We start from the raw sequence: 23,403 nt of genomic DNA on the forward strand, positions 1-23,403 counted from the left end.
TTGAACATGGCTGAACATCAAAATCGCGTGGCGATTGTAACCGGCGGTGCACAGGGCATTGGTTATGCAATTTGTGAGCGTCTTCTTCGTGATGGCGCCCGCGTGGTTATCGCCGACATCAACGATGATCTGGCAAGCGAAGCCGTTCAAGCCTTGGGCGAATATGGGCCTGTGCGCTATGTCCATTGCAATGTGGCTGAGCGCCTTGATGTTCACAACCTTGTGGCAAGCACGCTCGATGCCTACGGCGACATTGATATTCTGGTCAACAATGCAGGCGTTGTGCATGGCGCATCGTTTTTAGAAATTACCGAAGAAGATTTCGACCGTGTAATGGACATCAACCTCAAAGGTTCGTTCCTCGTGTCACAAGCCGTTGCAAAACACATGGTGGAGCGCGCGGAAGCAGGTTCTAAACCAGGCTCAATCGTCAACATGTCGTCGATCAACTCAGTGGTCGCGATTGAAAACCAAATTCCCTATTCCGTCTCAAAAGGTGGCGTGAACCAACTGACAAAAGTCGCCTCCCTCGCCCTTGCCAAACATGGCATCCGCGTAAATGCTGTCGGTCCCGGTTCCATCATGACGCCAATGCTAGAGGCCGTGAACCACGACCCAGAAGCCCGCGCGCGCATGCTCTCTCGCACTCCAGCATCGAGACTAGGCGACCCGAAAGAAATCGCCTCTGTGGTGTCATTCCTAGCATCCGATGATGCAAGCTATATCACCGGTCAAACCATCTATGCAGATGGTGGTCGGTTGGGCCTCAACTATGTTGTGCCTGTGCCAGACGAAGCGTAAGTTCAAGGCCAATTAAACAGGCAAAAACGGACCAATGAGGCAACGATGAAAACCAATATTGCCATCATTGGCGGCGGACTTGCGGGCCTTTCACTGGCGCGTCATTTGCACAAGGCAGGACTTGATTTCCAGCTTTTTGAAGCGCGCGGCAGGCTTGGTGGTCGCATCAAAACCCATCAATTAGAAGGTGCAAGTTATGATCTTGGTCCTGCATGGTTTTGGTCTGGTCAAACAAGAATGGAAGCACTCATTTCTGATCTAGGCCTTACGTGTTTTAATCAATTCGCGACAGGCATGCAGCTTTATGAAACAGAAGATGGCCGTGTCATTCGGGACCAAGGCTTCGCCTCCATGCAAGGGTCTTGGCGGGTTGATAGCGGCATGGGGAAACTCACTGAAGGTATTGCAGATGCCTTACCCAAAGATCGTATCCACACGCAATTTATAGCCGAAACGATAGACCATGACGCTGGCATCACCTTCACCAATGGCAACATGTGCCAAGCGCAACAAGTGGTGTTCGCCCTACCCCCTCGATTGATCCAAGACCTCACGATCGAACCTCCTTTGGATCAAGTTCAAATAGACAGTATGCGTTCCATCTCAACATGGATGGCGGGTCACGCAAAAATTTTGGCGCTCTACGAAAAACCGTTTTGGCGGGAAGCGGGCCTTTCAGGAGATGCGTCAAGCAGGCATGGCCCAATGGTTGAAATTCATGATGCATCGCCCAACACCCCGCAATCCTCTGCTGGATTGTTCGGCTTCCTTGGTGTCTCTGCCCAACATCGGGGAAACAATAAACAAGCAATTTTAGCCGCTGTTCAAGCGCAGCTCATTCGCCTGTTTGGTGAAAAGGCTGTAAACCCAATTGAGCTGATTTATGAAGATTGGGCATTTGATCCGCACACAGCAAACACCCTTGATCATGCCCCGCTGATGCACCATCCAGATTATGGATTGCCAGCAGCCCTTAAAACTCTTCCAGACCGCAACATCCACCTCTGTGTCACCGAAGTTGCACCAGAAATGGGCGGATATTTAGAAGGCGCATTGGCTGCTGCAGAAGCAACCGCAGATGCGTTGATAAAACTTAATTAGAGCAACAAACAAACCGTGCCCATCCAGTTCCACCCTCTTACCGCCCCAACAAACCAAGCAGCCTTTGATTTGGTAACACAGGTATTTGTAAACGCGAGCACCCTCCACAAAGCACTCAACATTAGTCTGGAAGAATACCGTCCCTACTTGCAAACCTCCTTTGATGAAATGGTGTTAGAGGGGTTATCGATCGCCGCGATTGATACCAAAACAAACCACGTGATTGGTTGTTTAATTGCGTGCGATTTTCATCACCACATCCACGCAAAAAGCACCGTACCTGAAAAATTCGCACCACTATCAGCTTTATCAAAAGCGCTTTGCCATTCTTTCATCAAACAACGCGCACCCAAAGTGGGTGACATTGCCTTTCTGGACATGGCAGCCATCGCACCCGATTATCTTGGTCAAGGCATCTACCAAGAAATGAGAACATACGCCCATGCTCATGCGAAACAACGGGGCTTCCATTCAGTCATCGGCGAATTATCATCCGCTGTCACACAGCATTTTGTCTTGAATAAAATGGGCCATACCAAACAAGCTGAAGTCTCGTTTGAGCATTTTGAGTATCAGGGAAAAAAACCGTTTCAATCCATCCAAGAACCCGCAAGCATCATTTTGGCTGAGGGGCGATTATAGATTGAATGAATAAAAAACCCGGCTCAAAAGCCGGGTTCTTAAACATTCAATTTAAAGGCAATAACTAAGCGTCGCCGCCTTCGTCACCTTTAAGTTCAGCAAGTTTGCCGAAAACGCTGTCCACATCATAATGTGGTTCTACATCTTCTTCTCTCGGCTGCGGAGGCTGCGCTGGTGCACCAAACACACTGTCGTGGCTTAGGTCAGGCTGCGGCGCGTCTTGTGGATAAATTGGCGCTGTTTCTGCAACAGGGATCAATGTTTCACCCGCTGGCAATTCAGGCTTAGGCGGCAGATATTTCTCTGCTTTCGTCACTTCAGCATCAAGCGCGATTTGCGTACACAGACCAAGGATCACAGGATCAGACGGTGTCAAATTAGCTGAATTCCAATGAGTGCGGTCTTTAATCGCTTGAATGGTTGGCTTGGTTGTACCCACCAATTTGATGATTTGAGAATCTTTCAATTCAGCGTGGTTACGTGTAAGCCACAAGATCGCATTTGGGCGGTCTTGGCGACGGGAAACAGGCGTATAGCGCGGCGCTTTCTTCGAGCGTTCTGGCACCAAAACTTTTGGCTTTGATATGGTAAGCTTGCGGTTTGGGTCTTCTTGCGCTTTTTCGATTTCTTCGCGAGTCAATTGTCCCGTTGAAATCGGGTCCAGGCCTTTAATGCCTTGTGCGCTATCACCATCAGCAATCGCTTTCACTTCAAGTGGGTGAATTGTGCAAAATTCAGCAATCTGATCAAACGAAAGACCTGTATTATCAACCAACCAAACGGCAGTCGCTTTTGGCATTAAAAGAGCTTGAGCCATGCATAGTTTCCTTGTTCTTTGTCCGCCAGCATTCAAGCTGGGAGCGGGACAGTCTTGTCTTTGACAATGACGGGAATTGAGCAATGATATACTTGCTTTGCAGCACTATATCAACCGATCATTTTGTTATAGGCGATTAGTGTAGGAACAGACCGCAAAGCCTAGCGCTCAAGACGCAAACCAACCGCTATGCTGTTGGATGTAAAGTCACCCAAACCATCTGCTGAAAACTCGCGGGCAAAGGTGTAATCTGCCGTCAACGCAACATTTCGGTTAAGAGAATAAGCAACGCCTGCATTGGCTGAATAGGTAACGTCAGTTCCACCTGGTCCCCCATCAACCTGCACCAACACGCCGCCGCCAACACTGGCTTCTAAGTTCTCTTTAACTTGGCGTGTGCCCAAAACCGTGAAGTTATAGGTTGTATCACCAGGCGTTGCGACAGAGGGGAACGCATCAAATGCGGTTGCAGCGTTGAAAGTGATTGTGGATAGGCGTTGCGGCGACCAAACGAGATTTGCTTCAGCAATAATGCCGCCAAAATCTTCGATACCTGCTGTATCAACGTAGTTTTGCCCATACCCGATCGAGATCTCACCATTGAGCTTATCGCCACGCGCAATCTCTGTACCAATAACGCCACGGAGTCCGGTAACATCTGGTCCTTCACCAACGCCACCTGCACCTTCGTCAAAAAACTCGCGGGATACATCGCCCTCAACAAACGGCGAAAAAGTGCCGCCTCGACGGAGAGTGCCACGGAAGTTAAACCCAACCAAATACGAGTTTTGATCGTCTTGACTGAACGAAACTCCCGCACCGTCCGTAAACGATCCATTGATATTTCGGCTACCACGCACTTGCGTTCTGGTGTCAAATTGGCGCAGGCGATGATCAAGCTGAAGGGTACCAATCACGGTGCCTTCCAACGGATCATCCGCGATCCCGTTCAAATCATCTTCGCCGATATTAACTGACAACAATCCAGTAACTGACGTGTCATTATCAATATCATAGCGCACGTTACCGTTGATATTGATATCAATATCTAGGGAGTCTTCACCGCTTTCGAAATGATCAACATTTGCGTCAATTTGCAATCCAGCTGCATGACGCGCCAAATCAGTTTCAATCGCAACGGCTGCCTGATTGCTAATAAAAACAGAACCAGACCCACCCGTATCTTGAATGCTGTTACTTGTATAACCAACAGCCGTCTGAAGGGACGGGCGCAGAATGAAACGTCCAGCGCGGATACCTATTGGATCGAACGGAGCTGGATCTGCTGTGATACCGCCGCCTTGCTGGGCCACCACAGAACCGACAGTCGCCTGATCAACGCCTTGTGGCGCGACAGGGCCAACAGCTCCTTGGCTGGTCACTGCGACCCCAGTTCCTGGAAAGAAGGTATTTGCGCCATTTTGTGCAGCCTGCTGTTGCCCACCTAATTGAGATTGCTGGGCTGCGGCTTGGTTAGCTTGGCGATCTTGATTAAGACCAAACCCTTGGATGCGTGAATTATCCGCTTGGCCTTGGTTGGTCACAGTGTTCTGGCTTTGCGTATTAGCATTTACAGAACCAGCCGCTGTGCCTGCTGTACCTTGTGTCCCCAAAAGCGCTGGGTTCAAACCGCCAATGGTTGCCGATTGGCTATAGGCACTTTGGTTGGCTGAAATACTAACGATGAACGCCGTTGAGGCACAAAGAAGCTGCTTACGCCAAACATTTGTCTGCGCAACATTCCGTTTCATCGGCTGGAATCGCCAGATGGTTTTGCAAGCTTTCATCAGTACCCGCTCAAAATAGGTCTGAAGGGAAAGTAAATTCTTATGGTAAACAAATGGTTGCGATATCTATCTTTGACCTTGAGAAATAAAGGAATTTTACTCTATTTTTCTAAAGCCTTTGCGTGTTAGAAGCTCTCCCCATGACAAATGTTGACCCAGATACAATCACAGCCTCGGCAATCAAAACTCTTTTGAGCGAGAAAAGCGGCATTTTAGAGCTCATAAACGCGCTGGAAAATGACCTAAGCGAGCCTTTTCGTGAGGCCGTTCAAAGCATTTTGAAGGCGAAAGGCCGTGTGATTGTGACCGGCGTTGGCAAAAGTGGCCATGTAGGCGCCAAAATAGCGGCGACACTAGCGTCAACAGGAACCCCTGCTTTCTTCCTTCATGCCGCAGAAGCTGGTCATGGTGATTTGGGGATGATCACAAACGAAGACATTATTATCGCGCTTTCTTGGTCAGGAGGTTCGTCAGAGCTTCATTCGATCCTCAATTACAAAGCCCGTTTCGCCATTCCATTGATTGCAATCACATCAAAGCAAGCAAGTCCATTGGGTGAACAATCCGACATTTGTCTCACTATGCCGAGAGCTGCAGAGGCCTGCCCGCACAATCTAGCGCCAACAACCTCGACCACCATGCAGCTTGCAATTGGCGATGCTTTATCGATTTCCCTCTTGGAAGCACGCGGGTTCTCGTCAACCGATTACGGCACATTTCATCCAGGCGGTCAGCTTGGCGCACGTCTTAAAACCGTTGGCGATATTATGCACAAAGACGATGCATTACCGTTGGCAAAAGACACTGTCAGCATGGCCGACGCGATCATCACTATGAGTGAAAAAGGGTTCGGCTGCCTCGGCATCACCAACGCGAAGGGCGCACTTGCAGGCGTCATCACGGACGGAGATCTACGCCGCCACATGGGGACAGACTTACTTTCCAAAGCCACGGGCGATGTAATGACCCCAAATCCTATCACCACCACCGCAGAAAAACTCGCCGTTACGGCTCTTGAAACCATGAATAATTCCGGTTTCGGTGGCATCAACGCGCTGTTTGTGGTTGAGGACGAAAAGCCGAGAGGCATCATTCACATTCACGACCTACTGCGGATAGGCGTTGCGTGATTTCACGTAACTAATTGAAATTCATACAAAAACACTCCGACAGCATGGTTATCAAAACCTTGCATCAATAGTCTAAAATTTTAGGCATAGTTTAGCGATATCTTACGCTTCCTCTCGTATGCTTATGAGCAATGGGGAAAGGCTCCAAAGAGGGCCACAGTGTAATTTTAGCGTCCGGTGGTGGGATATGGATTTAGCAACTTTAATTGGAATTTTAGCTGGTTTTGGCATTATTGTCGCCGCGATTTTGGTCGGTGGCGAGCTTGGAACCTTCGTTGATGTGCCTTCTGTGCTCATCGTGTTTGGTGGCGGTATGGCCGCAACACTCATCCGCTTCCCTCTTTCAGGTATTATGGGTGCCTTTGCGTTAGGCGGTAAAATCGCTTTTACCCATAAAGCAACACCACCTGCAGAAATCATCGAGAAATTGACAGAGATGTCAGAGTTGATGCGTAAAGAAGGCCCACTTGGTCTCGAGAACGTAGAAATTACAGATGATATGCTCGCGAAGGGCACACAGTTTGTGGCCGATGGTTATGATGCTGATTTCATCAAAGAGAACCTAGAGCGCGAACGTGACCTTGGTCTTGAACGCCTTGAAGAAGGTCAGCGTGTTTTTAAAGCGCTTGGTGATGCGGCCCCTGCTTTTGGTATGATCGGTACACTGGTTGGTCTCGTGCAGATGTTGGCGACAATGGATGATCCAGCAACCATTGGTCCCTCAATGGCGATTGCGCTTTTGACAACTATGTATGGCGCGGTCATCTCAAACCTTATTTGTCTTCCGATGTCTGATAAAATGGCTGCAAAGTTTGCGGTAGACTCCATGAGACAATCGCTCATCATTGATGGCATCCTTCAGCTTCGCGCCAATAAGAGCCCAGCTGTGATGAAAGAAATGCTCATTGCATATCTGCCAGAAAAACAACGTGCGCCATTTATGGAAGAGGCGGTCGCTTAAGCGATCGTTTCCTTCTCAGGAGATTGACCAATGGCTGAAAAATGTAAATGTCCAGAACCAGAAGCAGGCGCACCAGCATGGATGGTGACCTTTGCGGACTTGATGTCCCTCTTGGTATGCTTCTTCGTTCTTATCGTATCATTTTCAATTCAAGACAAAGAAAAGCTGCAAGTTGTGGCTGGTTCTTTAAAAGACGCTTTCGGTGTGGTTGAAGTCAAACGCGTGAACGGTGTTTTAGAACTTGATGGCAACCCAACCCGCGATTGGCTTAAACAAATTGCAATCTTGGATACAGACCGCGACGCTGACTATGAACCGGTCAAAAACGACGATTCTCGTAAGCAGGGACCAGAAGCTAATACTCACGAATTTGAGAAAGCAGACATTTCACGGCCTCGTCAATTTGCATCAGCGGCTGCATCATTGCGTCAAGCTTGGCAAGATCTACCGGAAATTTCTGAACTGTCAAAAAGCGTGATCATTGAAGAAACACCAGATGGTCTCAACATTTCATTCGTAGACCAAGACGGCCGTTCGATGTTCCCAGAAGGTTCAAAGCGCCCCTTTGAAACAACACGTCGCCTTATGGAAGCTGCCGCCCCAGTTCTACGTCGCATGCCAAATCGCTTGAAGATTACAGGCCATACGACAGCTGGCAGCATTACAACTGATCCAACCTATACTGGATGGGAATTATCCGCTGACCGCGCCAATTCAACACGTGCAATCCTTATGGCCTCAGGTCTTGGCCGAGATCGCATCTTCTCTGTGGTTGGCAAGGGTGACGCAGAACCCCTCTTCCCGAATGATCCGTTCTTGGCTGCAAACCGCCGTATCGAAATTTTATTGATGCACGAAGAGCCGCCAGTATCGCCAGAGCACAGGCTGTAGTTTGAGCTGCATGATCTAAATTGGCCTTTGAACACAAAAAGCCGCGCTGGGTTCTCCAACGCGGCTTTTTTAATGTCGCAATCTCGTTTTCTAATTCAACGCTAAATATTGAACAGGCATCCAACCAGAAAAACCACCACGCTGAACGCGAAGCCAAAGTTCACCACCGCCTCTACTGCGTTCACCAAAATACTCGACCACATGGCCACGCGGCACTGTGGTAAGACGTCTTGCAGAGCGGTTTGGAGAAGCGCGCAAGCTTGCCCAATTATTCACGTTCACAATGCGATATTGCCCTGTTGGGTAAGCGCCATTTCCACCCGTACCAGCCGTTGGTGGATTGTTTTGCGGCACCAAAACACCAGCCTTGCCGAGATATCTGGAAGGCATCCAGCCATGAATACCACTGTAAGAAACACTCAACCACGTCAAACCACCTGCTTGCACTTGCTGGCCTGTTGTCACAACAATCGCCCCACGTGGAACCCGCGCTAATCGACGGGATTGCGCAGAGTCTCCCTGTCGCAAACTCGCCCAATTATTCACATTGATAACATTATAACTGATGCCGCTTGCGACATTCGTTACCGGGTTCGGTACCCTGCCTGAATCCTGACGAATGAACCGTTCATCGATCCAACCTACCGCCCCATTATAATTGACTTGTAGATATATCCCCGTCGCTGTGTTCCTAAAACCACTGGTCGCGGTCATCACGGCGCCTCTTGGAATCGCATTAATTCGTGGAGCCCCCTGTTCAAAAGGGTTGCCCCATAACGGAGTAGATTGGACCACGGTCCACGACGTACCAACCGGCGCGTGGCTATCAATAAGATAACCATGAAACCTGTCCTGCGCTGACGCGGATTGAAAACTAGAAATTGCCAAAATAATGGCGAGAAAAAATAGCGTAAATAGCCGGTGAAACATTGTAAGTTCCAATATGTTGTTTAAAAAAAATTTTAATATATTGAAACAGTCACTCAAAAATCACTCAGGATCAAGCTGTATATTCTTCAGCACCAGCAGCGAAAAGCCAAATGACATTGTCATTTGGCGGCCTATGATCATCGTAAAATTAGTAGATTTTTTGACCCACATTCTAACCTATATTCTGGCCACTCCAATTAATGGGGCCAGAATTTAGGCAGACATCAGCTTAAGAGCCGATTTTTATATTTTCAGGACTGAACTATCAACGCCAACAATGTTCACTTCACTGCCCGCCGTTTTGTTCTCTTGTCCTTTGACAATCCAATAGGTATCACCAATTTTAACGCGGCCCTGCCCGCCAACCATATCATCGACCAATGTGAATGTTTGACCAATAAATTGGCGACCCCGCTCATTAAGACCTTCATTATCTTCTGGTGTCGAATTCCCAGCATAAAACCTGCGTCCAGCAATCGCCAGAACAAGCGACAAGCCAGCGAAGATGGCAAATTGAGCAGCCCAACCCATAGGCGCAATAAGAGCGATTGTACCTGTAATAACCGCTGCAAAACCGAGCCATAAAAAGAAAACACCAGGCACGACAATTTCAAGCGCTAAAAGGATAAAACCAACAACCCACCAAGACCATGGGCCAAGTTCAACGATTAGTTTTTCAAACATGCATACCTCCTAGCTGCGGCCTGTAGGTGGCACCATTGGACGAGTGGAACCACGCGGTGGGTTACCACCGTCATCGCCAAAAGTAGCCTTCGCAATTTCACCAATACCTGAGAGTGAACCGAGCAACGATGTCGCTTCAATTGGCAACATCAAAACCTTCTGGTTCTTCGCTGTAGCAAGCTGTTCGATAGCACCAACATATTTATTGGCCACGAAATAGTTGATCGCTTGCACATCGCCCTCAGCAATCGCTTTTGAAACAGACGCTGTTGCCGCCGCTTCAGCTTGCGCTTCACGCTCACGCGCTTCCGCGTCACGGAAGGCTGCTTCTTTACGACCCTCAGCTGCTAAGATCAGGCCTTGCTTTTCGCCTTCAGCTTTCAAAATTTCAGACTGACGTAATCCTTCGGCTTCAAGAATAGACGCACGCTTTTCACGTTCAGCCTTCATCTGGCGGCCCATCGCTTCCACAAGGTCACGCGGCGGATTGATATCTTTAATCTCGATACGGGTGATCTTAACACCCCAAGGTTGAGCCGCTGTATCCACCACAGTCAAAAGCCGGGCGTTAATCTCATCACGATTAGACAAAAGCTCATCAAGATCCATAGAGCCCATCACGGTACGAAGGTTCGTCATGGTGAGGTTTAAAATGGCAAGCTCTAGATTGTTCACTTCATAGGTGGCAGCCGCCGCATTTTGAATTTGGTAAAACGTAACGCCATTGGCTTCAACCGTCGCATTATCACGGGTAATTACCTCTTGGCTTGGCACATCAAGCACCTGTTCCATCATGTTCAGCTTGTCGCCAACACGATCAATAAACGGCACGAGAATACTTAAACCAGGCCCCAAAGTCCTAGTGTAGCGCCCAAACCGCTCAATCGTGTAGTTCATACCTTGCGGAACAGTTTTAACCGCAGACAGAACAACAATAAGAAGTAAAAAAGCTAAAAATATTAAAACAACATCTAATGGCTGAACATTTAAAAACATCAACATCCCCTTTAATTTTCAATACTATACATGTAGTAACAAAATTTTTATTTACAATACCTAGAATTGTATTTTGAGGCACTTACAAATAAAAATTGATTCGCTTGTTAGGATGATAAAGCAACAATCCGCCAATACAGATGGTAACGACGGCATCGGCGCATCGCTCCACAAAAAAGGCGCTCAATGCGCCTTAATTAAATTCGATTAGGTTGGGTCAGGTGTGACTAAATCCAGCCAGCCAACTCGCGCCGCACAAGGTTTTCAATCACATCCATGCCGTAGTCACTATCGTTGAGGCAAGGAATGACAGCAAATTTCTCGCCACCATTTTCTTCGAAGAATTCACCTGCTTCGCCTGAAAGCTCTTCCAGCGTTTCAACACAATCAGCCGAAAAGCCCGGTGCAATAATGGCGAGCTTTTTAACGCCATCTCTTGCAAGTTGTTTCACCGTTTCATCGGTATAAGGCTGCAACCATTCTTCCTTACCAAATCGAGATTGGAAGGTGATTTTGAGTTTCTCACCATCAGCGCCCCAACCCAAATATTCACGCATCAATCGCGCGGTCTTGTGGCATTGGCAATGATACGGATCACCTTTTTGAAGATAGGACAAAGGAACGCCGTGGAAGGATGCTAAAACCAAATCAGGTTCAAAATCCAGATTGGCGATGCCTTCTTTCAAGCTCTCACAAACCGCTTTGATGTAGGCTGGATCATCGCCATAAGGGGCCGCAGTCCTAACTGCTGGTTGCCAGCGTTGCTTCATCAAATATTCGAAAACTTTGTCATTCACCGTCGCAGTGGTTGCGGCTGCATATTGCGGATAGAGCGGCACAACAACAATACGATCGCAACCCTGCTCTCTCAGATAATCAAGACGAGAATGGATAGATGGGTTGCCATAGCGCATGGCCCAATCAAAGACCAAATCTGGATGGCCCTCTCCCATGCGCTCTTTCAAGTTCTCGAACTGTGAACGTGTGATAGTGCGCAGCGGGGATTCGTCTAGTTCTTTATTCCAAATTTCGTCATAGGCTGCGCCCGACTTCTTAGGCCGCGTTGTCAAAATGATACCGTTCAACAAAGGCCACCAAATAAGGCGTGGCACTTCAATAACACGACGATCGGACAAGAACTCTTTGAGATAGCGACGCATAGACCAATAGTCGGTCGCATCAGGTGTTCCCAAATTAACAAGCAACACACCCGTGCGACCAAACTTTACGTCTTTGTGGTCTGACGGCAGAGCATCGGTAGAAGATCGCGATTGAGATGCGGAAGTGGTCATAGGCTCAAACTTTGCTTGATGGGTATTTAAGCGCAATATAGAGCTATTCTAAACAACCGCCAGTGCTTTCACACGCAAGAGTGCTTATTTTAGGTGCGCCGCGCCATATTCTGAGACAACTTTATTTGAAAAAACGCAAACCGCTCGAATTTAGCCCTGAAAAGAGGCCGCTAAAAGCGTAGCACCAAGCAAAAACACTAAACTAGCACCAAGTAATTCGACAGACTTAAACATCCAGCCAGATGAACCGCTAATGGTGAGATAGCGTGTTGCAAGCCCTTTAGCCCACAGCGCAATCGTCGCCAAAGTTGTCACTGTAATCGCTGTTCCAAGCGCCATCGCAAAGGTAGATGCGACACCAACCAAGAACAAACCTTGAGCGGACGCGAACACCAAAACAATCAAAGCGCCAGAACAAGGTCGCAAGCCAACAGACACAATGGCTGCCCAAGCAGAGCGCAAGGATAATGGGGCTTGCATGGTGCTCGGATCAACCGCATGACCGCCACAACCACATTCATGATCGTGGTCGTGATGATGGTCGTGGCCATGGTGATCATGATTATGACTGTGTGCATGATCATGGTGATGATGGGCATGTGCTTCATGGTGGTGACAATCATCTTCATGGACAATCGGCCCAACATTGGTGACCAGTACCGTTTTCGACTTCAAATACGGCTGCACCCCTTTTTGCCACAACAGATAAACACCAAGTAGTGCGATGAGCGCATAACTTGCGCGTTCAAACCAATGGGTTGCCTCAGTGATCGCAAAACTCGTCAGGTTGAATACAAAGACAGCTGCGCCAATAAGCACAACCGCCACAAGCCCCTGCATAAAAGCCGCAAGGAATGAGATGATCATGCCTCGCTTAGCGCTCTGTTCATTGGCCAGCACATAAGAAGAGATCACCACCTTGCCGTGACCGGGACCGGCTGCGTGAAATATGCCGTATAAAAAACTGAAACCCATCAGCAACCAAACGGCACTACCGTCTTCTTTGGCATCTTTCACAATACCAGTTAGCCTCTTATAAAAAGCAGCCTGCTGCTCATAGACCCAGCTTAAATTCTCGCGAAGGAACCCACCGCCCACTGGCGTTGGTGCCTGCGGTGCGGTTACACCGAAGGGAGATTTTTGTTGCGCGATGCCGCCTTCATTGAGACTGAAGAACAAAAATAATGTAAGGCAAACGAGCGTAAGGCTATAAACAAAACGATTTGATATCATGAGGTTGGGCAATTAACTCTGATTGTGTTGGAAAGTTCGCCTTCTTGCCAATCGAAATTTTCTGGCACAGATTCATCTGGACCAATTTCTGACAAAAGTTGGCTTTTAATTGGATCAATTTCTAGTGGTCGCGTCAAATCCGCCGAGCAATCTGATGCTTCGTCATTAGGGCCGAAAAGTGCGACTGCTTTTTCTTTTTCAAATTCCACCGCCACAAAAAATGTTGCATCAAACACTTCAATGGTGAGGTCCTTGAAACCAGTTTTTGGGTCAGGCTTTACAGGTTCAGCCATTGGCAAGGTATAAAACAAGGTCAGCAAACCTTCTTCGTACTCAAGCCAATAATCTTTCGGCTTGCCATACTTCGGGTCCGCAGCGCCCATTTGAACAAAAGTAAAATATTCAAAGTCAGCAACAGATTCGACATTAACCTGCGCAAGTTCGGCAAGTTCCTCGCGGCTATATTTACCGTCACCATTCACGTCCAAGCCTTGGGTTGCAAAAGCGGCAAAGCCCTCGTCAAATTCCCATTTGTGGCGGATGGCAGTAAAATTGTTATTCGCGTCAAAAATCAGATCAGCTTTGGCTTTAATCCAAACATGCGGGTGAGCTGCGGCAGAATGAATGCCCGCAGCGATTAAAGCTAACAACATGATCGAACGAAACAAATTCAGCATCCCAGCTTTACCTCATTATGCGCGAACCAATCCGCGATAAAATCAACGAACACGCGCGTCTTGTTTGGTAGGTGACGACGATGGGGATAGACCACGTGTACCGTGCGATCTTCCTCCACAAATCCTTCTAAAACCTCAACAAGATGCCCTTTTTCCAAATCACTGTTGATAAATATACGCGGAATTCGGGCAAAACCAAGACCAGCGAGTGCAGCAGCGCGCACCGCATTGGGTGAATTGATCTCTATACGGCTTTTAACCGACACGTTTATTTTTTCACCGTCATCCAAAAACGACCATGTATTGCGCGGCCTCATATTGAAATCAATAATGCAGGGCTTATCGCTAAGATCTTGAGGAACCTGTGGTTTTCCGTGCGCAGCCAAGACATCTGGAGCAGCACAGGTGATCACTTGAAAGGTACCAATCTTGCGGGCAATGAGGCTTGAATCTTCCAAGTTGGCAACGCGAATGGCCACATCAAAACCATCCTCAACTAAGTTTACAAATCGATCATCCAGCGACACAGATAATTCCACATCTGGATAAGCTTTAGCAAACTCAACCAGCGCATTCCCCACAGAACCATCACCCATCGTGCGCGGTAGGCTCACTTTTAATCGTCCACGTGGAGCAGCGTTGGTGTCTTGCACCTGCACCATCAAATCATCGATACGACCCAAAATATCTTGTGAATCGCGATAATAATGCTCACCCGCCTCCGTCAATGAGATCTGCCGCGTCGTCCGGTTTAACAAACGCACGCCAAGCTCATCTTCAAGCTCACTCACATATTTCGAGACAAGCGCTTTCGAGCGCCCAGCCGTTTTGGCAGCCGCCGTAAATCCACCAGCATCGGCCACCTGCAAAAACGTCCGCATTCGGGTTAAAGTGTCCATCAACTAACCTTTAAAAGACGCGAACATCTCAAGCGCGACTTGTGTGAGCTGCCTGTCTGTCCCACGCGGTCCAATCAAACTAAGCCCCATCGGCGCATCGTGAAGGGTTGCCATTGGCAATGTGATTTGCGGCAAACCTGTGAGGCCTGACGTGCAAAGCAACATCAAGGCGCGGTTTCTGAAACTATCCAGTGTTGAAAAATCAATCTTCTTCAAAGGCGCAACGCTTGGCACGGTTGGTAAAACCAACACACCATCATCACCAAGCAGTTCTTCCACATGACGTGTGATAGCCGCCCGTTCCGCTGTTCCCTGATTAAATTCTTCGGTGGTGATTTTCGATGAATAATCAAAACGCTCCCGCACACCAGGACCAAGTTCAGGATTACACTTTGTAATCCAATCACCATGCGCCTGCCATGCCTCATAGGCTTGGCACCGACGGAAGGTCCAATACCAGCTCTCCATATCACCACCAGCAAGCGACACATCATCTGTGCTAGCAAATTCAGTTACATGATTGATTGCGGGATCAAGCGCACGAGCTTCATCAATGCCCATTAAAAGGGTGAGGCAATCTTCTGCAACAAGCACCCGTTTGGGTTTAAAGGTTGGTTCATCACCATCAAGCATGACATCGCTCACACGTTGATAGAGCTCCGCATTGGGTGTGAACCACCCAAAGGTATCGAAGCTCTCAGCAAGCGGCATGGTGTTTTCAAGCGAAAGACGGCCATGAGTAGCGCGAAGGCCAATTAGCCCGCAATAGCTGGCAGGCGCCCGCACAGAACCGCCCGTATCTGACCCTGTTGCAATATCAACCAAACCACCTGCAACAGCAGCAATAGAACCGCTAGACGATCCACCTGTGAGGCGATCAGGGGCTGCAGAATTTATCGGCTGCGGATAATGGACATTGTCACCGTTGAGGCTGAAGGCGAGTTCTTCGGTGGTCGTCTTACCAACAAAGCGAGCGCCTGCGTCCAATAGCTTTTGAACCGAAGGGGCCGTCTTCAACGCAGGCTCTGCTTCAGCCATTTTAACCGGCGACCCACACCCTGTTTTATATCCGGCGACATCATAGATGTCTTTGACCGCAAGGGTTAGTCCAGCAAGCGGGCCACTTTCAGCATTAGCAACAGGAACGTCGGGATGATCCATGAAGGCATTGACGTGATCTTTCATCTTAAAACTCCTGTTAGGCCCTCAACCTTGGTCCTTCCAAAGTCGGGACACATTGAACCGATTAACATCATCACATAGGGCGACAAAACCCGCTGCTTGATGGGCGATCAGCTTGTCGCCTTTTTGCGAGGTTGCAATCGACGCATCGCCGACCGTTCCTTCAACATTCAAGTCTTGCGCTTTCCAGCCAAACGAAACCGGACCATGTGCTCGCAAGTAGGAAAACTCTTCCATCAAATCAAGTTGTGAAGAATGAAAATCTTTCGCTTCATCCATATCAACAAGATCAGGCCGCAAGGCAAGCATCAATGAGGTTTCAATGTCGCCGCCATGAATGCCATAGGTTTTTTCATGGTCTGAGAACAGACCGTCAGGCTCTCCAAACTTCGTCCAGCTCGTCGCCACCACCAACATGTCAAAGCGCACGCGTAACTCTACAGCAACAATATCAATCAAAGCAGCATTGCCGCCGTGAGAATTGATGATGATCATTTTTTGAATGCCCGCGCGATGCAAGCTCTCACCAATTTCGATCCAAGCTTTAATGGCCGTTTGCCAATCAAACGTCAGCGTACCGGTTGAGGAAATATGCTCATTTGATTTGCCGATCGTCTGCGTGGGCAAAACAGTGACGGGCAACTCGCTTGGCATCACGTTAAGGGCCGCATCAATCAACCCTTCGCCAATCACCGTGTCTGTGCCGAGCGGCAGGTGCGGTCCATGCTGTTCAATCGCTGCCACTGGCAAAACGGCAATCCAACTGGAGACATCCGACACGGCGAAGTCACCTGTCTTCATATCCTGCCATCTTCGCTTTGGTCGCGGCATAGAGCACCTTTTCAAAAAGTCAGCCTTCACCCCCATGATCTAACAGATGCGGGGATAAATACAAATTTGCAACCGCTGCTTCTCAATACCCCAAACTCAACGGCATTCATGTTACAGTTGGGGAGTAAAAACATTGGATAAAATTTTAAGACGCGGCGACAATGGTGAGAGTGTTCGAGAACTTCAAGAACGCTTAAAGCGTGAATACATTCCAATTAAACCAGACGGCAATTTTGGGCCTGCGACAGAACTCGCGGTCAAAATTTATCAACTTGGCCAACAAATCGACGCTGACGGCGTTGTCGGCTCCAAAACATGGAACCGATTTGATGATAGCAACGGCTACAAACTTCTGGCTACAAGGTATCGATAAATTGCTTGGCGGCCTCACCGTGTTCTGCGCGTAGACGTGCAACATCAACACCAACGGGCATGCCATCTTCCACGGTCCACTTGCCAGCAACCATCACACGGTCTGCTGAATGGGCGCCGCATAATACAAGCGCTGCAAGTGGATCGTGAGCACCAGAAAAGCGCAACTCATCAAGCGTGTAAAACGCAAGGTCAGCCTGTTTGCCAACCGCGATCTTACCAATATCAGTGCGGTTCAAACAGGCAGCAGATCCTTCTGTCGCCCAGCGATAAGCATCCAAATGCGTCACGCTTTCTGCATCATATGTCAGGCGGTTGATCATCAAGGCGTGGCGTAAGCTTTCCATCAAATTGGAATTATCGTTAGACGCTGATCCGTCTACACCAAGCCCAACGCGCACACCTGCTTTTTCCATCTCTTGGGTCCGGCATTGACCAGAGGCAAGCGTCATGTTCGAACTTGGGCAATGGCACACGCCAACTTTTGCTTTGCCAAGCCGCTTAATTTCATCATCATTGAAATGAATACCGTGGGCCAGCCAAACCCGCTCGTTCATCCAGCCCACATCTTCCAAATAGTCGACGGGGCGGTGGCCATATTTTTCAAGACAGAAAGCATCTTCATCATAGGTTTCACCCAGATGGGTATGGCAGCAGCAATCATATTTATGCGCCAAATTCATGCTTTCAACCATCAAGTCCTTGGTGTTGGTGAAGGGAGAACACGGCGCAAGGGCCACTTGCAACATCGCGCCGTCAGAGCGGTCATGGTACTTTTGCAGCACCCGCTCGCTGTCTGCCAAAATTGTATCCGTATCTTGAACAGCCCCATCAGGCGGCAAGCCACCATCCTTCTCGCTCAGGTTCATCGAACCACGGGTAAGCGTCATGCGGATGCCAAGTTTCGCTGCTTCTTCCGCCTGCACATCCATCGCATCTTCAATGCCAGCGGGATAAAGATAATGGTGATCTGACGCACATGTGGCGCCCGACATCATCAGTTCGGTCAAAGCAAGCCGTGTTGCAAGGCGGAACGATTCTGGATTTACATTGCGGGTCCAAATTGGATAGAGCGACACCAACCAAGGAAACAGCTCTTTGTTGATTGCGCTTGGATGGGCACGGGTCATGGTTTGGAAAAAATGGTGATGGGTATTGATCAAGCCCGGTATCACCACATGGCGTGAGGCGTCCATTACTTGATCAACTTCAGGTGTGACACCAGACGCCACGAGTTCAACAATGCGGCTACCTTCAACGACGATACCGTCTTGTGCATCATCAGCCAAAATCGCCAGCGGTTGTTTAATCCAAGTTCTCATCAACTATCCCAAACTTTCAATGCTAAATTTTGCTGCAAGCTCTTGGCAATTTCACCTTAAACGGTGACAAAGTCTACGCTTTTTCCAAGAGGTAAAACTCTTTCGCGTTTTCCAAGCAAATCATAAACCGCATTAGCAAGAGCCGGCATGGAAGGCGGCACACCTGGTTCACCGACACCGCCAATATGGCCAGTTGATTGCAAGATTTTCACTTCCACTGGCGGTGCATTACCGATGCGGAGCGCGTCATATTCGTCAAAATTACCTTCAACCACTTCGCCGTCTTCAAAGGTAATGTCGCCATAAATCGCGGCACTCAAGCCATATAAAATGGCGGATGTCACCTGCGCCTCAATGATGCTTGGATCAAACGCGGTGCCCACATCAATCGCACACCAAACTTTGTCGATTTTGACACCGTCTTCTGTCTGGCTCACATCAATAATCTGCGCCGTTGGAGAACCAAAGGAATAACAAAACGCAACACCGCGCCCAAAGCCATCACCCCGACCACGGCCCGCACCTGTTGGCGCACCCCAGCCTGCAATATCGCCGACCGCACGCAATGTATCAAAAGAAGATTTATCAACGTCTTGCATAAGTTTCAGGCGCATCGCCAATGGGTCTAACCGTTTCGCAGCAGCCAACTCATCAAGGAAGCTTTCAAGGAAAAAGGAATTATAAGAATTACCAACCGAGCGCCAAGAACCAACGGGCACATCCACCTCAGATAAATAACCGTTCACTTGGAAATTGGGAATGCCGTAAGGCTGATCGAAAGCTCCTTCAACCAACAACTTATCTGGACCTGGCGGTGCAATACCCAACACCCGTTTTGCTTGGCTTCGATAAACAGACGGCGCGGCAATATCGAGTTTCAACGCGCTCGGTCCATCCTCGCTAACCAGACCCTTCATGCGGGCGAGGCTTGCTGGACGATAAAAATCATGGCGGACATCTTCTTCCCGTGTCCATGTCATCTTGATGGCACGCCCTGGCATGGCCTTAGCCAATTTTGCGGCTTGCACAGCGCTGTCATATTCTGGCTTACGTCCAAAACCACCACCAAGATAGGGCGTGTGAACGCGAACGTTTTCAATGCTCAAGCCAACAGCTTTTGCCACGTGTTCTTGAATAACTGTTGGGGCTTGGTTTCCAACCCATACATCAAGCTCACCGTCTTTGAGTAAAGCAGTCGCATTCATCGGCTCCATAGGAGTATGGGCGAGATAAGGAACGCGGTAGCTTGCTTCAATCACATCTGGTGCAGCAGCTAATGCCTCATCAATAGTGCCATCATTGCGTAGAACCGAATTAGGCTTCGCATCAAATGCTTTTTCAATCTCGGCATAAATGCCATCATTGTCCGAAGGGTAAGGCGCATCGCCCCACTCAATTTCTACCGCTTCGGCTGCTTGGAAGGCGGTCCATGTATTGTCAGCTATGACGCCAATCCCGTCCCATAAATCGACGATTTTCTCAACGCCCTTCATCGCCGCTGCTTTTGACCCATCGAAGGATAACATCTTGCCGCCGAGCTTTGGATTGATCCGCACGGTTGCAAACAGCATGTCATCTTGTTTGACATCAATGCCGAATTCAGCTGTTCCCGTAACTTTGCCAACCATATCTTTGCGCGGCATGGCTTTGCCGAGATAGCGCCACTGGGATGGATCTTTCAAAGGCGGATTTTGCTCAACCTTTATCGCGGATGCATCAAGCGCTAAATCTTGATATTTAAGCCTGCTGCCATTGGGCGCGATCACTTCCCCATTGCTGGTTTTAAGTTCGCTTGCAGGCACATCAAATTCATAGGCTGCAGCTTCCATGATGGCGAGACGGGCCGCCGCACCTGCTTGCCGCATTTTCATAAAGCCATCACGAGTGGTCGTCGAACCACCCGTAATTTGTTGGCCCAAAATTTTACTCGCAACATCCGTTGCGCCTGAAACAACATTCTTCACCGCGCTTTGCGAATATTCAGCAAACGGAAGACCGAGTTTCAAAACTTCTTCATTGTAATAGGTGGAACTGGCTGGCCCGTGGATCACCTCAACATCATCCCAAGCAACATCCAATTCTTCAGCCACCATCGCCGCCAACGTGGTGTGAACGCCCTGCCCCATTTCAGCGCGCGGGGCGATAACTTTGACGCCCGCAGCCGTTATGAACAAATATGGATTAAGCGTGATTTCATCATCTGAATCGTGAAGCGGATTTTTAAGCGGCTTCTTATAGTGATAAGCGCCGAAGGCCACGCCACCTGCAACGGCCATTGATCCAAGCATAAAGACACGGCGCGTTAGGCTGCGTTTCTTTTTCGGCTTTTGATCTTCAACGTCCTTAGTATCCTGCTTCGCCATAATCACGCATCCTCTTTCAGCATTTTAGAGGCTTCGTGAATAGCGGCACGAATACGGGGATAGGTGGCGCAGCGACATAGGTTGCCTGACATTGCTTCATCGATATCTGCATCTGTTGGTTCTGGGTTTTCTTCCAGCAATGCCGATGCGCTCATAATTTGACCGGACTGGCAATAACCACATTGAGCAACTTGGTGTTTCAACCAAGCCTTTTGCACCATACCTAAAGAGGCGGGCGTACCCATGCCTTCAATCGTGGTGACCGCACCTTCAACATCGCCAACGGGTGTCACGCAAGAACGAATAGGCTTACCGTCAAGGTGAACAGTGCAGGCACCACACGCAGCGATGCCGCATCCAAACTTAGTGCCCGTCAAACCGATGACATCCCGCAATACCCACAAAAGAGGCATCTCAGGGTTCACATCAATTTCGTGCTCAACTTTGTTGACTGTAAGCTTCATGGCTTTCGTCATCCCAACCGTTCATTGTTAGAGCGACATGTAATCGTTTAGCAGGGTTTTACCACCCCAAAAATGAACCAATATTATTAAGTCCTTAAGGCAGGCAATCCAATGCCAACAGCCTCAAACCCGCCATCAGCAGCCAGCGTTTGGCCTGTAATATAACTTGCCTCTGGGGAACATAGAAAACAAATCGCCTGCGCAATTTCTTGTTCGCTACCATAGCGGTTTAATGGCAAGGCATCGTGATACGCCGCGCGAATTTCAGGGGTATGAACAGCAAGCGCAAGTTTCGTATCAACCGGGCCGGGTGCCACCGCGTTCGCCCTGATGCCAAGCTCGCCAAGCTCTGCTGCTTGTTGCAGGGTAAGTTGAATGACCGCCGCTTTTGAGGTGCCGTAAGCAACCCGCAATGTGCTTGCTCGAAGGCCAGAGATGGAGGCAATGTTCACAATCGCTGCCCCCTCTTTACCCGCTTCCTTCGCGCCTTTAACAAGCAAATCCGTCATGGCTTGCACCATCAAAAACGGACCATCTAAATTGGTCGCCATAACCCGCCGCCAACGTTCAAAACTGGTTTCTTGAATAGGGCCAAAGTCTGCAACGCCTGCATTATTAACGAGCGCATGAAGCGTGCCAAGTTTTTCTGAAATTTGCCCAGCAAGTGTTGCCACCTGATCAGGGTCAGAAACATCCGTCACAATCGGCACAACATCTGCAAAACCTTCAGAGGCGAGTGCCAGCTCATCGCCGTCAATATCAACCATTGCAACACGCCAACCTTTGCCCAAAAGCAATTGCGTTGTCGCCAAACCAATACCGCGCGCGGCACCAGTGACCAAAGCTGTTTTCATCTGTCTTACCTCAAAATAAAATTTGGTTGTTACTTAGCCCGATTTAACAACCGTCCGTCAATCACGACGAGCGCTAAACCAATGAAGCCCATGCCAATAATATGCTTGGTTTCCAGGCTCTCATTTAAGAACCAAATTCCCAACAAAATAGCACTTGGTGGAATTAAAAACGTCACCAACGAAAGATTGGTCGCACCCGCGCGCGCGATAATGTTGAACACAAGCACATAAGCAATCGCCGTTGAAAATACGGCAAGGGCAATAAGAGAAAGCACGGTGAATTGAGATGGCAGGGCAAGTGTCCACGGTTGATCAACCAACAACATAACGGGAAACAGCAAAAGGGTAGACGCCGTCACCTGCCCCGTCGCAGACGCCATCGGCTTGATCCCCATCTTGCTAAACCGTCGGCCCCAAATACCAGCAAAACCGTAGGAGACACCAGCACCCAAAATGGCGAGTTGTGCGAATAAATTAACGCCCAGTCCGTCCAACGCATCACCACCAATCAAGACCACAACACCAATAAGGCCAAGCACCACGCCTATTACTTTAAGCGGCGTCATCTTTTCGTCAGCAGTCAAAAAATGCGCGATAATAATCGTAAAAACGGGCATCATACTGTTGAAGATTGACGCAAGCCCTGATGCAATATGAGACTGCCCCCACACAATCAGGGTGAAGGGAACGACGTTGTTTAAAATTGCCATGCCAAAGAAGGCTTTCCAAGCGCTTCCTGTCATTGGCATTTGCACCTTCAAAAGCGGCAACATTAGCCAAAGCACAACGGCGGCAAGCCCAACCCGCGCCACCACGACAGTGAATGTGGGCAGCTCTTGTACCGCCACACCTTGGAAAAAGAACGACCCGCCCCAAAGCACCGACAAGATAATAAGCATGCCCCAAACAAGCGGCGACATGGTTTTCGTGATGGTGTGATCGCTCATATGGATTTCCGTTTAATCTGAACGCCTAGCATTGGCGTAAAAATCAACGAAAGACCACCTGTTTCTTGCGCCCAATAAACAGCAACAACTGAGACCATTTAACCGACGGGGAACTTTGATGTGGTGGCAATCGCAAAGCTCATTCAAGACCAATCAGGTTTATATACTCATAAACTTATCTTGTTTAGCGCCGATTCATCCCGATCATCGCTAGGAAATATCTGCAA

23 protein-coding genes are annotated in these 23,403 nt (G+C 48.8%); 7 read left to right on the forward strand and 16 right to left on the reverse strand.

Annotated features, from left to right (window positions below; all coding sequences use genetic code 11):
* The first annotated feature begins 6 nt into the window (after positions 1–6).
* The 3 genes from ABJO30_07120 to ABJO30_07130 are packed head-to-tail and all read left to right on the forward strand — an operon-like array spanning position 7 to position 2,544.
* The gene (locus ABJO30_07120) at positions 7–801 is read left to right on the forward strand and encodes an SDR family NAD(P)-dependent oxidoreductase (GenBank protein ID MEP3232582.1); all 795 of its coding nucleotides are present in this window, start codon (positions 7–9) and stop codon (positions 799–801) included.
* Between the two features lie 45 nt (positions 802–846).
* On the forward strand, positions 847–1,902 hold the full coding sequence (locus tag ABJO30_07125; GenBank protein ID MEP3232583.1) for an FAD-dependent oxidoreductase: 1,056 nt from the start codon (positions 847–849) through the stop codon (positions 1,900–1,902).
* Positions 1,903–1,917: 15 nt separating this feature from the next.
* On the forward strand, positions 1,918–2,544 hold the full coding sequence (locus ABJO30_07130) for a hypothetical protein (GenBank protein MEP3232584.1): 627 nt from the start codon (positions 1,918–1,920) through the stop codon (positions 2,542–2,544).
* Positions 2,545–2,608: 64 nt separating this feature from the next.
* Here the strand turns inward: ABJO30_07130 and ABJO30_07135 are convergent, their stop codons facing one another.
* Both ABJO30_07135 and ABJO30_07140 read right to left on the reverse strand, forming a co-directional pair.
* Positions 2,609–3,361 (reverse strand): cell cycle transcriptional regulator TrcR, encoded by a 753-nt coding sequence (locus tag ABJO30_07135; protein MEP3232585.1) that lies wholly within the window; start codon positions 3,359–3,361, stop codon positions 2,609–2,611.
* Positions 3,362–3,522: 161 nt separating this feature from the next.
* Positions 3,523–5,112: an outer membrane beta-barrel protein gene (locus ABJO30_07140; GenBank protein ID MEP3232586.1), complete on the reverse strand. Its 1,590-nt coding sequence runs from the start codon at positions 5,110–5,112 to the stop codon at positions 3,523–3,525.
* 176 nt (positions 5,113–5,288) lie between these two features.
* Here ABJO30_07140 and ABJO30_07145 point away from each other — a divergent pair, with 176 nt between their 5' ends.
* The 3 genes from ABJO30_07145 (at position 5,289) to ABJO30_07155 (ending at position 8,130) form a co-directional block, all read left to right on the forward strand.
* Entirely contained in the window at positions 5,289–6,278 is a 990-nt protein-coding gene (locus tag ABJO30_07145; GenBank protein MEP3232587.1) for a KpsF/GutQ family sugar-phosphate isomerase, read from the forward strand.
* 187 nt (positions 6,279–6,465) lie between these two features.
* Entirely contained in the window at positions 6,466–7,239 is a 774-nt protein-coding gene (locus ABJO30_07150; GenBank protein ID MEP3232588.1) for a MotA/TolQ/ExbB proton channel family protein, read from the forward strand.
* A 30-nt stretch (positions 7,240–7,269) separates the two neighbouring features.
* On the forward strand, positions 7,270–8,130 hold the full coding sequence (locus tag ABJO30_07155; GenBank protein ID MEP3232589.1) for a flagellar motor protein MotB: 861 nt from the start codon (positions 7,270–7,272) through the stop codon (positions 8,128–8,130).
* Between the two features lie 90 nt (positions 8,131–8,220).
* On the opposite strand, the gene ABJO30_07160 is transcribed toward ABJO30_07155, so the two are convergent.
* The 9 genes from ABJO30_07160 to ABJO30_07200 all read right to left on the reverse strand — a co-directional run bounded on the left by ABJO30_07160 (position 8,221) and on the right by ABJO30_07200 (position 16,824).
* On the reverse strand, positions 8,221–8,844 hold the full coding sequence (locus ABJO30_07160) for an SH3 domain-containing protein (protein ID MEP3232590.1): 624 nt from the start codon (positions 8,842–8,844) through the stop codon (positions 8,221–8,223).
* 459 nt (positions 8,845–9,303) lie between these two features.
* On the reverse strand, positions 9,304–9,744 hold the full coding sequence (locus tag ABJO30_07165; protein ID MEP3232591.1) for an NfeD family protein: 441 nt from the start codon (positions 9,742–9,744) through the stop codon (positions 9,304–9,306).
* A gap of 9 nt (positions 9,745–9,753) precedes the next feature.
* Positions 9,754–10,740: an SPFH domain-containing protein gene (locus tag ABJO30_07170; GenBank protein ID MEP3232592.1), complete on the reverse strand. Its 987-nt coding sequence runs from the start codon at positions 10,738–10,740 to the stop codon at positions 9,754–9,756.
* Positions 10,741–10,967: 227 nt separating this feature from the next.
* Entirely contained in the window at positions 10,968–12,032 is a 1,065-nt protein-coding gene (gene hemH, locus ABJO30_07175; protein MEP3232593.1) for a ferrochelatase, read from the reverse strand.
* 150 nt (positions 12,033–12,182) lie between these two features.
* Entirely contained in the window at positions 12,183–13,265 is a 1,083-nt protein-coding gene (locus tag ABJO30_07180; protein ID MEP3232594.1) for a nickel/cobalt transporter, read from the reverse strand.
* Positions 13,262–13,942 carry a DUF1007 family protein gene (locus ABJO30_07185; protein ID MEP3232595.1) on the reverse strand — a complete coding sequence of 227 codons (681 nt, stop codon included), beginning with the start codon at positions 13,940–13,942 and terminating at the stop codon, positions 13,262–13,264. The genes ABJO30_07180 and ABJO30_07185 overlap by 4 nt, the downstream gene beginning before the upstream one ends.
* Positions 13,936–14,841: a LysR family transcriptional regulator gene (locus ABJO30_07190; protein ID MEP3232596.1), complete on the reverse strand. Its 906-nt coding sequence runs from the start codon at positions 14,839–14,841 to the stop codon at positions 13,936–13,938. The genes ABJO30_07185 and ABJO30_07190 overlap by 7 nt, the downstream gene beginning before the upstream one ends.
* 3 nt (positions 14,842–14,844) lie before the next feature.
* Positions 14,845–16,026, reverse strand: coding sequence for an amidase (locus tag ABJO30_07195; protein MEP3232597.1), 1,182 nt, complete (start codon positions 16,024–16,026; stop codon positions 14,845–14,847).
* Positions 16,027–16,047: 21 nt separating this feature from the next.
* Complete coding sequence (locus ABJO30_07200) at positions 16,048–16,824, reverse strand: creatininase family protein (GenBank protein ID MEP3232598.1); 777 nt, start codon at positions 16,822–16,824, stop codon at positions 16,048–16,050.
* A gap of 163 nt (positions 16,825–16,987) precedes the next feature.
* On the opposite strand from ABJO30_07200, the gene ABJO30_07205 reads away from it, so the two are divergent.
* Positions 16,988–17,227 (forward strand): peptidoglycan-binding domain-containing protein, encoded by a 240-nt coding sequence (locus ABJO30_07205; GenBank protein ID MEP3232599.1) that lies wholly within the window; start codon positions 16,988–16,990, stop codon positions 17,225–17,227.
* On the opposite strand, the gene ABJO30_07210 is transcribed toward ABJO30_07205, so the two are convergent.
* The 5 genes from ABJO30_07210 to ABJO30_07230 form a co-directional block, all read right to left on the reverse strand.
* On the reverse strand, positions 17,211–18,548 hold the full coding sequence (locus ABJO30_07210; GenBank protein MEP3232600.1) for an 8-oxoguanine deaminase: 1,338 nt from the start codon (positions 18,546–18,548) through the stop codon (positions 17,211–17,213). The genes ABJO30_07205 and ABJO30_07210 overlap by 17 nt on opposite strands.
* 56 nt (positions 18,549–18,604) lie before the next feature.
* Positions 18,605–20,911: a molybdopterin cofactor-binding domain-containing protein gene (locus ABJO30_07215; GenBank protein ID MEP3232601.1), complete on the reverse strand. Its 2,307-nt coding sequence runs from the start codon at positions 20,909–20,911 to the stop codon at positions 18,605–18,607.
* A gap of 2 nt (positions 20,912–20,913) precedes the next feature.
* Positions 20,914–21,375, reverse strand: a complete 462-nt coding sequence (locus ABJO30_07220; protein MEP3232602.1) for a (2Fe-2S)-binding protein — start codon at positions 21,373–21,375, stop codon at positions 20,914–20,916.
* 86 nt (positions 21,376–21,461) lie between these two features.
* Positions 21,462–22,229 carry an SDR family oxidoreductase gene (locus tag ABJO30_07225; protein ID MEP3232603.1) on the reverse strand — a complete coding sequence of 256 codons (768 nt, stop codon included), beginning with the start codon at positions 22,227–22,229 and terminating at the stop codon, positions 21,462–21,464.
* Positions 22,230–22,258: 29 nt separating this feature from the next.
* Positions 22,259–23,176 carry a DMT family transporter gene (locus ABJO30_07230; protein ID MEP3232604.1) on the reverse strand — a complete coding sequence of 306 codons (918 nt, stop codon included), beginning with the start codon at positions 23,174–23,176 and terminating at the stop codon, positions 22,259–22,261.
* Positions 23,177–23,403 lie beyond the last annotated feature (227 nt).

Source organism: Hyphomicrobiales bacterium (assembly GCA_039973685.1).
Classification (GTDB): domain Bacteria; phylum Pseudomonadota; class Alphaproteobacteria; order Rhizobiales; family JACESI01; genus JACESI01.

Bases quoted from the DNA above. Each gene is read 5' to 3' on its own strand.
- ABJO30_07190 (MEP3232596.1), bottom strand. From the start codon at position 14,841: ATGGACACTTTAACCCGAATGCGGACGTTTTTGCAGGTGGCCGATGCT.
- ABJO30_07200 (MEP3232598.1), bottom strand. From the start codon at position 16,824: ATGAAGACAGGTGACTTCGCCGTGTCGGATGTCTCCAGTTGGATTGCC.
- ABJO30_07150 (MEP3232588.1), top strand. From the start codon at position 6,466: ATGGATTTAGCAACTTTAATTGGAATTTTAGCTGGTTTTGGCATTATT.
- hemH (MEP3232593.1), bottom strand. From the start codon at position 12,032: ATGACCACTTCCGCATCTCAATCGCGATCTTCTACCGATGCTCTGCCG.
- ABJO30_07230 (MEP3232604.1), bottom strand. From the start codon at position 23,176: ATGAGCGATCACACCATCACGAAAACCATGTCGCCGCTTGTTTGGGGC.
- ABJO30_07125 (MEP3232583.1), top strand. From the start codon at position 847: ATGAAAACCAATATTGCCATCATTGGCGGCGGACTTGCGGGCCTTTCA.
- ABJO30_07165 (MEP3232591.1), bottom strand. From the start codon at position 9,744: ATGTTTGAAAAACTAATCGTTGAACTTGGCCCATGGTCTTGGTGGGTT.
- ABJO30_07185 (MEP3232595.1), bottom strand. From the start codon at position 13,942: ATGCTGAATTTGTTTCGTTCGATCATGTTGTTAGCTTTAATCGCTGCG.
- ABJO30_07195 (MEP3232597.1), bottom strand. From the start codon at position 16,026: ATGAAAGATCACGTCAATGCCTTCATGGATCATCCCGACGTTCCTGTT.
- ABJO30_07170 (MEP3232592.1), bottom strand. From the start codon at position 10,740: ATGTTTTTAAATGTTCAGCCATTAGATGTTGTTTTAATATTTTTAGCT.
- ABJO30_07225 (MEP3232603.1), bottom strand. From the start codon at position 22,229: ATGAAAACAGCTTTGGTCACTGGTGCCGCGCGCGGTATTGGTTTGGCG.
- ABJO30_07140 (MEP3232586.1), bottom strand. From the start codon at position 5,112: ATGAAACGGAATGTTGCGCAGACAAATGTTTGGCGTAAGCAGCTTCTT.
- ABJO30_07215 (MEP3232601.1), bottom strand. From the start codon at position 20,911: ATGGCGAAGCAGGATACTAAGGACGTTGAAGATCAAAAGCCGAAAAAG.
- ABJO30_07210 (MEP3232600.1), bottom strand. From the start codon at position 18,548: ATGAGAACTTGGATTAAACAACCGCTGGCGATTTTGGCTGATGATGCA.
- ABJO30_07120 (MEP3232582.1), top strand. From the start codon at position 7: ATGGCTGAACATCAAAATCGCGTGGCGATTGTAACCGGCGGTGCACAG.
- ABJO30_07155 (MEP3232589.1), top strand. From the start codon at position 7,270: ATGGCTGAAAAATGTAAATGTCCAGAACCAGAAGCAGGCGCACCAGCA.
- ABJO30_07220 (MEP3232602.1), bottom strand. From the start codon at position 21,375: ATGAAGCTTACAGTCAACAAAGTTGAGCACGAAATTGATGTGAACCCT.
- ABJO30_07135 (MEP3232585.1), bottom strand. From the start codon at position 3,361: ATGGCTCAAGCTCTTTTAATGCCAAAAGCGACTGCCGTTTGGTTGGTT.
- ABJO30_07145 (MEP3232587.1), top strand. From the start codon at position 5,289: ATGACAAATGTTGACCCAGATACAATCACAGCCTCGGCAATCAAAACT.
- ABJO30_07160 (MEP3232590.1), bottom strand. From the start codon at position 8,844: ATGACCGCGACCAGTGGTTTTAGGAACACAGCGACGGGGATATATCTA.
- ABJO30_07180 (MEP3232594.1), bottom strand. From the start codon at position 13,265: ATGATATCAAATCGTTTTGTTTATAGCCTTACGCTCGTTTGCCTTACA.